The sequence below is a fragment of the Limnohabitans sp. genome (assembly GCF_036804465.1).
GTDB lineage: Bacteria > Pseudomonadota > Gammaproteobacteria > Burkholderiales > Burkholderiaceae_C > Limnohabitans.
In genome coordinates this window covers 16,014-27,652 of sequence record NZ_DAIRSK010000004.1, presented here as the reverse complement: position 1 = coordinate 27,652, position 11,639 = coordinate 16,014, and the positions used below count along the sequence as shown (strand labels likewise).

12 protein-coding genes are annotated in these 11,639 nt (G+C 53.6%); 4 read left to right on the top strand and 8 right to left on the bottom strand.

Annotated elements, in window-relative coordinates; all coding sequences use genetic code 11:
* The first annotated feature begins 54 nt into the window (after positions 1-54).
* From V7Q41_RS02870 to V7Q41_RS02860, 3 genes are all read left to right on the top strand, one after another.
* Positions 55-441, top strand: a complete 387-nt coding sequence (locus V7Q41_RS02870; protein ID WP_333842548.1) for an Mth938-like domain-containing protein — start codon at positions 55-57, stop codon at positions 439-441.
* A 149-nt stretch (positions 442-590) separates the two neighbouring features.
* Positions 591-1,079, top strand: coding sequence for a peroxiredoxin (locus V7Q41_RS02865; protein ID WP_333842546.1), 489 nt, complete (start codon positions 591-593; stop codon positions 1,077-1,079).
* A gap of 165 nt (positions 1,080-1,244) precedes the next feature.
* On the top strand, positions 1,245-2,888 hold the full coding sequence (locus V7Q41_RS02860) for a PhoH family protein (protein ID WP_333842544.1): 1,644 nt from the start codon (positions 1,245-1,247) through the stop codon (positions 2,886-2,888).
* Between the two features lie 13 nt (positions 2,889-2,901).
* Here the strand turns inward: V7Q41_RS02860 and dnaB are convergent, their stop codons facing one another.
* The 8 genes from dnaB to ppsA all read right to left on the bottom strand — a co-directional run bounded on the left by dnaB (position 2,902) and on the right by ppsA (position 10,613).
* Positions 2,902-4,314, bottom strand: a complete 1,413-nt coding sequence (gene dnaB / locus V7Q41_RS02855) for a replicative DNA helicase (RefSeq protein ID WP_333842542.1) — start codon at positions 4,312-4,314, stop codon at positions 2,902-2,904.
* A 146-nt stretch (positions 4,315-4,460) separates the two neighbouring features.
* Positions 4,461-4,913, bottom strand: a complete 453-nt coding sequence (gene rplI, locus V7Q41_RS02850; protein ID WP_333842540.1) for a 50S ribosomal protein L9 — start codon at positions 4,911-4,913, stop codon at positions 4,461-4,463.
* A gap of 11 nt (positions 4,914-4,924) precedes the next feature.
* Positions 4,925-5,206 carry a 30S ribosomal protein S18 gene (gene rpsR / locus V7Q41_RS02845; RefSeq protein ID WP_044397946.1) on the bottom strand — a complete coding sequence of 94 codons (282 nt, stop codon included), beginning with the start codon at positions 5,204-5,206 and terminating at the stop codon, positions 4,925-4,927.
* A 12-nt stretch (positions 5,207-5,218) separates the two neighbouring features.
* Positions 5,219-5,509: a primosomal replication protein N gene (priB, locus tag V7Q41_RS02840; RefSeq protein ID WP_333842522.1), complete on the bottom strand. Its 291-nt coding sequence runs from the start codon at positions 5,507-5,509 to the stop codon at positions 5,219-5,221.
* Between the two features lie 20 nt (positions 5,510-5,529).
* Positions 5,530-5,895 carry a 30S ribosomal protein S6 gene (gene rpsF / locus V7Q41_RS02835; protein ID WP_333842520.1) on the bottom strand — a complete coding sequence of 122 codons (366 nt, stop codon included), beginning with the start codon at positions 5,893-5,895 and terminating at the stop codon, positions 5,530-5,532.
* Between the two features lie 73 nt (positions 5,896-5,968).
* Complete coding sequence (locus tag V7Q41_RS02830; RefSeq protein WP_333842517.1) at positions 5,969-7,966, bottom strand: VC_2705 family sodium/solute symporter; 1,998 nt, start codon at positions 7,964-7,966, stop codon at positions 5,969-5,971.
* Positions 7,956-8,147 (bottom strand): hypothetical protein, encoded by a 192-nt coding sequence (locus V7Q41_RS02825; RefSeq protein WP_333842514.1) that lies wholly within the window; start codon positions 8,145-8,147, stop codon positions 7,956-7,958. The genes V7Q41_RS02830 and V7Q41_RS02825 overlap by 11 nt, the downstream gene beginning before the upstream one ends.
* A 75-nt stretch (positions 8,148-8,222) precedes the next feature.
* Positions 8,223-10,613: a phosphoenolpyruvate synthase gene (gene ppsA, locus V7Q41_RS02820; protein WP_333842512.1), complete on the bottom strand. Its 2,391-nt coding sequence runs from the start codon at positions 10,611-10,613 to the stop codon at positions 8,223-8,225.
* Between the two features lie 168 nt (positions 10,614-10,781).
* Between ppsA and ppsR the strand changes: the two genes are divergently transcribed.
* On the top strand, positions 10,782-11,609 hold the full coding sequence (ppsR, locus tag V7Q41_RS02815) for a posphoenolpyruvate synthetase regulatory kinase/phosphorylase PpsR (RefSeq protein WP_333842510.1): 828 nt from the start codon (positions 10,782-10,784) through the stop codon (positions 11,607-11,609).
* The last annotated feature ends 30 nt before the right edge of the window (positions 11,610-11,639 follow it).

Below are 11,639 nucleotides of genomic sequence, written 5' to 3'. Positions count from 1 at the left end.
AGGGCTCTTTTACGGGGTGAAACCTATAATTTGACCACAGTTCTCAAGGCATTTATGAAATTACAACCCGATCGCATCGAGACCCAGTCCGTCACCGCCTATGGCTCGGGATGGATTGCCATCCAAGGTGAAAAAATCACCCACAGCGTGCTGATCACCTCCGAGGGCGTTCGCCTTGATTGGCATTGCCAAAGCTTTGACGACTTAGGGGCTGAACACTTCGCGCAACTCGCTGAATTGGATGTGGAACTGGTCATTTTTGGCAGCGGGGACAGCCACCGCTTCCCCAAACCTGAATGGCAAGTGGGCTTGATGAAGCGCCAGATTGGACTGGAGGCCATGAATACACAAGCCGCGTGCCGAACTTACAACATCTTGGCGGGCGAAGGCCGCAAGGTGGCTGCGGCACTTCTCATCGAAACCTCTACAAGTAATAATTAAGCACGCGCTTCATTGCGCTTCTGATTGATGCACCCATTCATCGTCAATGCAAGGTTTCTAAGTTAAAATAATTGGTTGCCGAAAGGGGGCTGTCTCGACAGTCGCCTCCTTCACCCGGCCATTTGAACTGTCACACCTGATTGAGCGCTATGGCAATTGTTGTCAATAAACCCCTACCCGAATTTGAAGCCAATGCAACAGGCGGCATTAAGGTCAGCAACACATCACACATCGGCCAAGTGATGGTCTTGTACTTTTACCCAAAAGACAACACCCCAGGTTGCACCACAGAGGCCATGCAGTTTCGCGACAAGTACAAAGACTTTGTCAAAGCTGGCGCTTTGGTGTTTGGCGTCTCACGTGACAACATGAAATCACACGATGAGTTCAAGTCCAAACTCGAATTGCCCTTTGAGCTGATTGCTGACACAGAAGAAAAAATGTGTCATATGTTTGGTGTCGTGAAAAATAAAATCATGTACGGCAAAAAAGTCAAAGGCATTGAGCGCAGCACCTTTTTGGTCGGGGCTGATGGCCTACTGAAAGAAGAGTGGCGCGGCCTCAAGGTGCCAGGCCATGTGGACGAAGTACTCAAGGCGGTCAAAGCCTTGAAGAAAGCCGCAGCCGCAGCCGCTTAAAACCAACAAAAAAATGTCACAGAGCTCGGTTATAGTGATTCCATGACTTTGACAGAAGCGAGCGCGTTTCCATAAAAAAAGCCGCCTTGGCCTTTAGGCGGCTTTTTCGCTTTTTAAGCCTGAGTTTCAGTTTTTCCTTGCGTTTTAACTCTTTAATTTTTATCTATGCCACTGCCACCTGCCCCCGCTAAACGTGCCGCCTTTTTGAACACCGATGGCTTAGCGGCCGCTAAAGCCAAGTCGCGCACGACACGCAAAGTAACGCTCCGCCATGAGCCGAGCGCTCTGGATGAACACATGCCAACCAAGGGCCGCCCCGCACCAGCGCCTGTTCTCATCAAATCGGAGCCGATGCCCGCGTACAAAGGTGAACGCAAGACAGCGCCAGTTCGCGCCGCCACACCTAAGAAAAAGAACGCCGGCCCCACCAAATTGTTCGTGCTTGACACCAATGTGCTGATGCACGATCCGATGTGTTTGTTCCGCTTTGAAGAGCACGATGTGTTTTTGCCCATGATCGTGCTTGAAGAGTTAGACGGTCATAAAAAAGGCATGACCGAAGTCGCGCGCAATGCCCGCCAAACCAGCCGCTCACTCGATGCCTTGGTAGCCTCACACAACTCGGACATCATCACCGGCATCAAGCTTGATGGCACGGGCCACATTGAAGTGGGCGGACGCCTCTTCTTCCAAACGGAGCCCCTCGACTTCACGCTTCCCGCCAGCCTGCCTCAAGGCAAAGCCGACAACCAAATTTTGGGCGTGGTCGAAGCCTTGCGTATCAAGCACGCACAGCGAGAAGTGGTGCTGGTCTCCAAAGACATCAATATGCGCGTCAAAGCCCGTGCATTGGGGCTGGCAGCTGAAGACTACCAAAACGACAAGACCCTAGAAGATGGCGACCTGCTGTATTCAGGCGCCTTGGCTTTGCCCGAAGATTTTTGGCTCAAACACGCCAAAGAAGTGGAAAGCTGGCAAAGCGGCAGCCACACCTTCTACCGTCTGAGCGGCCCCCTGGTGCCAGACCTGCATATCAACCAGTTTGTTTATTACGAAGCGCCAGGCGAGCCCAGCCTGTATGCCCGAGTGACCGAAATTCGCGGCCACACCGTGGTGCTGAAAACGCTGAAAGACTTCACCCACCTCAAGAATGCTGTGTGGGGCGTGACCACGCGCAACCGCGAACAAAACTTTGCCATGAACTTGCTCACAGACCCCGAGATTGACTTTGTCACCCTCACTGGCACAGCCGGTACGGGCAAGACACTCATGGCCTTGGCTGCAGGCCTCACTCAAGTGCTGGATGACCGTCGCTACACCGAAATCATCATGACGCGCGCGACAGTGAGTGTGGGTGAAGACATTGGCTTTCTGCCGGGTACTGAAGAAGAAAAAATGGGCCCTTGGATGGGCGCCTTGGATGACAACCTTGAAGTGCTGGCAAAAACCGAAACCAGTTCTGGCGATTGGGGCCGTGCGGCGACGAATGATTTGATTCGCAGCCGCATCAAAATCAAGAGCTTGAATTTCATGCGCGGACGCACGTTTTTGAACAAGTACCTCATCATCGATGAGGCACAAAACTTGACGCCCAAACAAATGAAAACCCTCATCACACGCGCAGGCCCAGGCACCAAGATCATCTGCATGGGCAACTTGGCGCAGATTGATACGCCCTACCTCACCGAGGGCTCATCGGGCTTGACTTATGCGGTAGACCGCTTCAAGGGCTGGCCACATGGAGGCCACATCACTTTGGCCCGTGGCGAACGATCTCGACTTGCAGACTTTGCCAGCGAGGTTCTTTAAGGCTTAGCCAGCCTTAGTAATCACCACCACTGCTGTAGCCACTGGCCAAGCTTTCGAACTTGGTGATGGGTTTCAAGAAGGCCAATTTGATGGTGCCCGTGGGGCCGTTTCGTTGCTTGCCGATGATGATCTCAGCCACGCCGGGCTCTTTGGACTCTTTGTTGTAGTAATCATCGCGGTAAATAAACATGATCACGTCCGCGTCTTGCTCAATCGCACCGGATTCGCGCAGGTCACTCATCATGGGGCGTTTGTCGGTGCGTTGCTCCACGCTTCGGTTGAGCTGCGACAAAGCAATCACAGGGCATTGCAGCTCTTTGGCCAGCATTTTCAAACCCCGCGAAATTTCACCGATCTCCGTCGCACGGTTGTCACCGCTGCTGCCGTTGGAGCCACTCATGAGTTGCAAATAGTCAACCACGATCAGGCCGAGTTTGCCGCATTGACGCGACAAACGACGCGCATTGGCACGCAGCTCGCTGGGGGTGAGTCCTGGTGTTTCGTCGATATGCAGCGACACATTGCGCAGCTTCTCAATGGCTTCGGTCAAACGTGGCCATTCGTCGTCACTCAATTTACCCGTACGGAGGTGGCCTTGGTCAATACGACCAATCGAACCGACGATACGCACGGCCAACTGTGAAGCACCCATTTCCATAGAGAAAACCGCCACGGGCAAGTCTTCATGCAAAGCCACATGCTCTGCGATGTTGATGGCCAACGCTGTTTTACCCATCGACGGACGCGCCGCCAACACAATCAAGTCGCCAGGCTGCAGCCCAGACGTCATGCGGTCAAAGTCGACGAAGCCTGTGGGCACGCCGGTGATATCGTTTTGGTTGTCAGCCATTTCTTGCACACGGTCTAACAAATCCACCACCAGTTGGGGCATGGCTTGAAAACCTTGCTTCATGCGTGAGCCTTCTTCACCAATGTTGAAGATTTTTTGCTCGGCTTCATCCAAGATTTGGGCCACCGCCCTGCCCTGCGTGTTGAAGGCATTGGTGGCAATTTCGTCGCTGGCGGTCACCAACTTGCGCAAAATTGCACGCTCTCGCACGATTTCGGCATAGCGGCGAATGTTGCTGGCACTTGGCACATACTGCGCGAGTGCGTTCAAATAACCCAAGCCGCCTATTTCTTCAGCCTTGCCCAAGGTTTGCAAGTGTTCGTAGACCGTGATGACATCAGCGGGGCGACTGGCGTTGACCAGCGTCAAGATGGCGCTGTACACCTGCTTGTGCTCAAAGCGGTAAAAGTCGCCTTCATTCAACAAATCACCCACGCGGTCCCATGCGCTGTTGTCTAACAACAAACCGCCCAACACACTCGACTCGGCCTCGATGGAGTGCGGAGGAATGCGCAGTTGTGCAATTTGCTGGTCGTGAGAGAAGCTCTCATCAAAGCTGTTAGAGGCGGCTGACATGGTGATCCTGTAAAACACACATCCTAAGGCCAGTGGCGCAAAAGGATTGGGATAACTCTGTGGATAAGAGGTGGGTGACTTGGGGAAAAGCACAGAACAAATAAAAAAGCCGCTCCGAGGAGCGGCTTCATGCGAGGCCGAGAAACTTAAGCAGCTTCGCCGTAGACAGAAACAATGACCTCAACGATCACGTCCGTGTGCAAGGCCACGCCCACGGTTGTGTCGCTCACCACCTTGATGGGGCCATGAGGCATGCGAATTTGGGCTTTAGCCACTGTGAAACCATCTTTTGTCAAAGCGTCAGCAATGTCATGGTTGGTCACAGAGCCAAACAAACGGCCATCCACACCCGCTTTTTGGCCAATCTTGACAGCTTTACCAGCCAACTTTTCGCCTTGAGCTTGTGCAGCAGCCAGCTTTTCAGAGGCCGCTTTTTCGAGTTCAGCGCGGCGCACTTCGAATTCTTTGATCGCAGTCTCGGTGGCGCGACGAGCGCGGCCCGATGGAATCAAAAAGTTGCGGGCGTAACCATCTTTCACACGGACGATTTCGCCGAGGTTGCCGAGGTTCACGACCTTGTCGAGCAGAATAATTTGCATGGTCGGTCTCCTTAAATTTTGTGCTGGTCGCTGTAGGGCACCAAGGCCAAGAAGCGTGCGCGCTTGATGGCGGTGTTCAGCTGACGTTGGTAGATGGCGCGTGTGCCAGTGAGGCGAGCGGGAATGATCTTGCCGTTTTCGGCAATGAAGTCACGCAAGGTGTCAACGTCTTTGTAGTCGATTTCTTCAACGCCAGTGACGGTGAAGCGGCAAAAGCGCTTGCGCTTGAAAAGCAATGATTGTGTGTTGCGCTTGGGGCGCTTGTCTTTGTTGAATTTCTTGAACGTGGCCATGATCTGGGCCTCCTATGAAATTTGCTGAAAATCTTGAATGTGAAAAACGACGTTTTTGCTGTTGCGAGGTGAGGCTAAAAAACCACTGAACTGCCAAAGGCTACCAAGGGGAAGTTGAGCCAATCGATTGGCTAACGGTCCCAAGGCAACTGATTTGACGGTTGCTTTGACTTGTCGCTTTTGCCCTGCTTCTTGGATGTCAGACGCGTGCTCGAGTCTGACATCAATGGCGGGTAAACCGGCTGGGGTGTATCGCAGGGTCGAGGCCTCTACAACACAAGCATTCAAAACAACTTGGTTCAAACCTAACGCAAATTCAGCAATTAGCCCGCGAACTCGGCTTGCTGGTTTTTGCGAGCCTCTTCGCGCTCGACAGTCTTCATCATGACTGAAGGCGTTGTGTCCGCCTTATTACGCAAGACTGTCATGTGGCGCAACACTGCATCGTTGAACTTGAACGCATGTTCGAGTTCAGACATCACAGCTTGGCTAGCTTCAATGTTCAAGCAAATGTAGTGAGCTTTGGCAAGCTTGTTGATCATGTAGGCCAACTGGCGGCGACCCCAGTCTTCCGTGCGATGAATAGCACCACCACCTGCGGTGATCATGCCTTTGTAACGCTCCAGCATCGCTGGAACTTGCTCGCTTTGATCCGGGTGGATCAACAAAATGATTTCGTAATGACGCATGGACACTCCTTGTGGATATGAAGCTGCTTGCGGCGTCTGACGCTGGCAGCAAGGGAAAAGCCTTCAATTATAGTCAATTTTTGGCTGATGGAAACAACCAGCTCCCTAGAAAGGCGCACAACATGCCTAAAGGAACACCAAATACGCCTGCACAAACCGGATCTAGACTAAACCAAAGCGTGTCAGAGGGTTGCAGATGAAAGCGCATTTGCACCCAAGGGTGGTTCACAACGATGTAGTAAAGGGTGATGCCCAAGCCTGACACCATGGCCATCAACGCCCCCACCCGGTTCATGCCGCGCCAGTAAAACCCCAGCAACAACACAGGAAAAAACGTGGCTGCTGCTAATGAAAACGCACATGTCACCCAAAACAAAATACTCACCGGGCGATTGGTCGCAAACCACGCAGCCAGCAAGGCCACCACCATGAGCAAAATTTTGGACAACATCACTCGACGCAAGGGAGGTGCATGGGGGGCAGCTGTTTGGAAATACAAATCCTGCGCCAAGGCATTGGAGATGGTGAGCAACAAACCATCCGCCGTTGACAACGCTGCAGCCAGTGCGCCTGCGGCCAAGAGCCCCGTGAAGACGGAAGAGATATGCGTGATTTCAGGCAACCCAAGCAACAAGTAATCGTTATACAAACGGATATCTGAATACTGAACCACACCGTCTTGGTTGTGGTCTTGAATGCTCAGCAAAGCCAATTTGCGCAACCTGAGGCGGTCCGCCCAATCGGGCAGTTGGTCTAAATGGGCCCCCACCAACTCGGTCAACACGAACGACTTGAGCAACACGGCCAAGGACGAAGCGCACAAGTACACCACCACAATGAAGCCCAAAGCCCAAACGATGGAGCGCTGTGCTTGGGCTGGGGTGGCGGTTGTGTAAGAGCGCACCAAAATGTGCGGCAAAGCTGCCGTGCCCAACATCAAGCAAAACACCAAGGCCAAACTGTTGTTCCAGCCTGGATTCCAACCCTCGAGGTACGGCACTTGAAAGCCAACGGGTCTGCGAATGACTTGCCCCAAAACCTCTCGCTCTGCTTGCCAAGCACTGACCAAACGATCGAGCGAGGTTTCTCGCCAAGCGGGATTGGCCTCTATCTTTTGAATCTCGCGCAAGGGCGCGTTGTCGGCCTTGGCCTGGGCCAACTGCTGCGCCACATTTTGTCGCTCCACCTCACGTGCATAGGCAGGCTCAGCAATCTTGACATCCAAATCGCTGATCCGCAAGCTGATCAACTCGCGGGTGGACTGCTCTGCAGGATCGGATTCAATCTGCTTGGCACGCGCTTGGATTTCAGGAAGGGACTGCATCGCTGCAATATTCACAAATGGATGGCCTTGGGTCTTGAATGACACCGCCATGCCCAGCACCACCATTGAGACGACGATCACCACGCATTGCACGCCCTGCGTCCATGTGACGGCGCGCATTCCACCAAGAAATGAACACAGCAACACGCCCCCTAGAGCCAAGAAAACACCCAACTCGAAGGTCAGTCCCGAGAGCATGGAAGCCACCAAGCCAATGCCATAAATTTGCGCAACCAAGTAAACGCTGGAACACAAAATAGCACCCCAAGCCGCTAACCATCGCACAGCCGCACTGTCAAAGCGCCGACCCAAAAACTCAGGGATCGTGATGGATTGCGACAGGTTGAGCTTGGCCGCGAACAAAAAACCGAGCAAGCAAAAGCCCCCCGTCCAACCCAGCAAATAAGACAAGCCTCCGGGGTGTTGCCCATCGCCCACAAATCCATCCGAAAGCAACAACCCGGTCAGGCCAATGAAGGAAGCCGCAGAAATCCAATCCGCTGCAGTCGCCATGCCGTTCAAGGGTGCGCTGATCGTGCGGCCTGCAACAAAATATTCTTCAGGAATCGTGGTGCGACAAAACATGCCAATCACCGCGTAACCAATGATGGACAGCACCAAAAAAAAGCCGTTCACAACCCCCTTGGGCACACCCGCGAAATCGGCCAGCAACAGCAAAAGCGTCAACAAAACCAGGCCAGCAAAGCTCAGCAACAGCAGTCGCCAAGGCCAAAATTTAAACCGCATCGTCATCCACCAATGAGGGTTGAATGCCCCACCATGCCAACACAAAATACAACACGGGCACGGCCTGTGCCACCCACACAAAATGCAGCAAGGTCATGTCAGGCAAGTGCCAGGCCAATGCCAAAGAACCAACGGTCAACAAAACCAGCCCCACCACACCCCACACAGAGCGCCGTGTCAAAGCCGACGCTTCTGGAGGGGGAGGATGCGAGGACTCTGAATCGGAGGCCTTAAAAGAGGACTTGATCAAGGCGGTTTACTTGGCCAATGACTTCCAGGTGTCAATCACGCTGTCTGGGTTGAGCGAGATCGAGCTGATGCCCTCGTCTGCCAACCAGAGCGCGAAGTCTGGGTGATCGCTAGGGCCTTGGCCGCAGATGCCCACATACTTGCCTTGGGCCAAACAGGCGGCAATGGCTTGGCTGAGCAAAGCTTTCACAGCGGGATCGCGCTCATCAAAATCAGCCGCCAATAGCGCTAAGCCTGAATCGCGGTCTAACCCCAGGGTGAGTTGGGTCAAATCGTTGGAGCCAATCGAAAAACCGTCAAAGAACTTCAAAAAATCATCGGCAAGAATGGCGTTGCTCGGCACTTCGCACATCATGATGATCTTGAGATCGTTCTCTTCGCGCTTCAAACCGTGTTCGGCCAACAAGTGGGTGACGCGCTCAGCTTGGCCCAAAGTGCGCACAAATGGCACCATGACTTGCACGTTGGTCAAGCCCATGTCGGTACGCACGCGGCGCATGGCTTCGCACTCCATCGCAAACGCCTCGCCAAAGTCCTCGCTGATGTAGCGCGCAGCACCACGAAAGCCCAACATGGGGTTCTCCTCCTCGGGCTCGTAGCGGCTACCGCCAATGAGCTTGCGGTATTCGTTGGACTTGAAGTCCGACAGTCGAACGATGACGGGCTTGGGCCAAAACGCGGCAGCAATCGTTGCAATGCCTTCAGCCACTTTGTCCACATAAAACGCACGGGGCGAGGCGTGTCCGCGGGCCACAGATTCAACCGCCTTTTTCAAGTCGGCATCCACATTGGGGTAGTCAAGAATCGCCTTGGGATGCACGCCAATGTTGTTGTTGATGATGAACTCTAGACGGGCCAAGCCCACACCGTCGTTGGGCAATTGACAGAAGTCAAACGCCAACTGGGGGTTGCCCACGTTCATCATGATTTTGGTTTTGATACTGGGCATCTCGCCGCGTTGAACTTCGGTCACTTCGGTTTCAAGCAAACCGTCATAAATCATGCCGGTGTCGCCTTCCGAGCAGCTCACGGTGACGAGCGTGCCTTCTTTCAAGCGCTCGGTCGCGTCACCACAACCGACCACCGCAGGGATACCCAACTCACGCGCAATGATGGCAGCGTGGCAGGTGCGGCCACCACGGTTGGTGACGATGGCGCTCGCACGCTTCATCACGGGCTCCCAATTGGGGTCGGTCATGTCAGTGACCAGCACATCCCCTGGTTGAACCGTGTCCATCTCGCTGATGTGATGCACCAAGCGCACAGGCCCTGTGCCAATTTTTTGACCAATCGCACGACCTTCGGCCAAAACAGTGCTGTGGCCTTTGAGCTTGTAGCGGAACTCTGACTGTCCTTTGGCTTGGCTCTTGACCGTCTCAGGACGCGCTTGCAAGATGTACAACAAGCCGTCTGTGCCGTCTTTGCCCCATTCGATGTCCATCGCACGCCCGTAATGGGCCTCAATCACCATAGCGTAATGGGCCAGTTGCTCGACATCCGCATCAGACAAAGAGTAACGATTTCTCAATTCGGTGGGCACATCGGTGGTCTTGACCAACTTGCCTGTGGCTTTTTTCTCTTCGGCTGTGGAGAACTCCATTTGCAAAAGCTTGGAGCCCAAGTTGCGGCGAATCACGGCACGTTTGCCTGCTTTCAAAGTGGGTTTGTGCACATAAAACTCATCGGGATTCACAGCACCCTGGACCACGGTCTCACCCAGACCATAGCTCGACGTGATGAACACCACATCTTCAAAGCCAGACTCAGTGTCGATGGTAAACATCACACCAGCCGCGCCCAAGTCAGAGCGCACCATGCGTTGCACGCCGGCAGACAAAGCCACATCGGCATGCGCAAAGCCCTTGTGCACGCGGTAGCTGATGGCGCGGTCGTTGTAGAGCGACGCAAAGACTTCTTTCATTTTGTGCAGCACTTCGTCGATGCCGTGCACATTGAGGAAGGTTTCTTGCTGGCCAGCAAAAGAAGCGTCAGGTAAGTCCTCAGCCGTGGCAGAAGAACGCACGGCAAAGGTGGCAGCAGCATTGTCAGCAGACAAAACCGCAAACGCATCGGCAATGGCTTTTTGCAAGTCAGCGGGAAAAGGCTGTGCTTCCACCATGGCGCGAATTTCAGCGCCCACAGTGGCCAAGGCGCGCACGTCTTCGGTGTCGAGTTGGTCTAGTCGGGCGTTAATTTTGTCGGCCAAGCCGTCGTGCGCCAAAAACTCGCGAAAGGCATGGGCCGTCGTGGCAAAGCCAGTGGGCACGCGAACACCCGTTGGCAATTGTGAAATCATCTCGCCGAGGCTGGCGTTTTTGCCACCCACGGATTCGACGTCCGTCATTCGAAGTTTTTCAAAAGGAACAACCAAGGCGGTTGGGCTGAAAAGTGCAGTCATCGACAAGCTCCAAAAGTTAAAACGGGTGCGGCCACGCAGCGCGGCGACTTTGGTGTTTTTCGAAGAGGTCGAAAGTCTGCGTGGCGAAATTTGGATAATCAGAGGATTGTAGGTGGCCGACAAGGTGCCTCATTGGCGCTAACACCTCAGTCCTCTTGAAAGTTTTTCATGCCCCATCCCAGCGTTTTCTTTGTCTCTGACGGTACTGGCATCACTGCAGAAACTTTTGGCAATGCCATCTTGGCGCAGTTTGAGATTAAATTTCGCCACATCAGAATTCCTTTCGTCGACTCGGTCGACAAGGCTCACCAAGCGGTGCGTCAAATCACACACACCGGCGATGTAGAGGGGCGAAAACCCATTGTGTTCACCACCTTGGTGAACATGGAGGTGCTCAGCGTGATTCAAGAAGGCTGTCAAGGAAAGTGCATGCTGATGGACATGTTTGGAACCTTCGTGAACCCCTTGGAGCAAGAGTTAGGCATCAAATCCAACCACCGTGTGGGCCGCTTCTCCGATGTCAGCAAGAGCAAGGAATACCACGACAGAATTGAAGCCATCAACTTCAGTTTGTCGCACGACGACGGCCAGCTCAACAAAGACTTAGAGTTGTCAGACGTTATTTTGGTAGGCGTGAGTCGCAGCGGCAAAACCCCCACAAGTCTTTATTTGGCGATGCAGCATGGTCTCAAAGCCTCGAATTACCCGCTCATACCTGAAGACTTTGAGCGCCGTCAGTTGCCGCCTGCTTTGGTGCCGCACAAAAAGAAGATTTTCGGTCTCACGATTCAACCCGATCGCCTGAGCGAAATTCGCAACGAGCGACGCCCCAATTCAAAGTACGCCGACTTAAACAACTGCCGCTATGAGGTGGCTGAGGCTGAAGCCATGATGCGCCGCGCGGGCATCCGCTGGTTGTCGACCACTCACAAAAGCATTGAAGAAATTGCAACGACCATCTTGCAAGAAGTCAATCCTGAGCGCTTGATTTACTAAACCTGCAAACGCAAAGAAAAGGCCTCGCAG

Excerpts from the sequence above, each read along its gene's own strand:
- V7Q41_RS02870 (WP_333842548.1), top strand. The coding sequence starts at position 55 with ATGAAATTACAACCCGATCGCATCGAGACCCAGTCCGTCACCGCCTAT.
- V7Q41_RS02865 (WP_333842546.1), top strand. The coding sequence starts at position 591 with ATGGCAATTGTTGTCAATAAACCCCTACCCGAATTTGAAGCCAATGCA.
- V7Q41_RS02860 (WP_333842544.1), top strand. The coding sequence starts at position 1,245 with ATGCCACTGCCACCTGCCCCCGCTAAACGTGCCGCCTTTTTGAACACC.
- dnaB (WP_333842542.1), bottom strand. The coding sequence starts at position 4,314 with ATGTCAGCCGCCTCTAACAGCTTTGATGAGAGCTTCTCTCACGACCAG.
- rplI (WP_333842540.1), bottom strand. The coding sequence starts at position 4,913 with ATGCAAATTATTCTGCTCGACAAGGTCGTGAACCTCGGCAACCTCGGC.
- rpsR (WP_044397946.1), bottom strand. The coding sequence starts at position 5,206 with ATGGCCACGTTCAAGAAATTCAACAAAGACAAGCGCCCCAAGCGCAAC.
- rpsF (WP_333842520.1), bottom strand. The coding sequence starts at position 5,895 with ATGCGTCATTACGAAATCATTTTGTTGATCCACCCGGATCAAAGCGAG.
- V7Q41_RS02830 (WP_333842517.1), bottom strand. The coding sequence starts at position 7,966 with ATGCGGTTTAAATTTTGGCCTTGGCGACTGCTGTTGCTGAGCTTTGCT.
- ppsA (WP_333842512.1), bottom strand. The coding sequence starts at position 10,613 with ATGACTGCACTTTTCAGCCCAACCGCCTTGGTTGTTCCTTTTGAAAAA.
- ppsR (WP_333842510.1), top strand. The coding sequence starts at position 10,782 with ATGCCCCATCCCAGCGTTTTCTTTGTCTCTGACGGTACTGGCATCACT.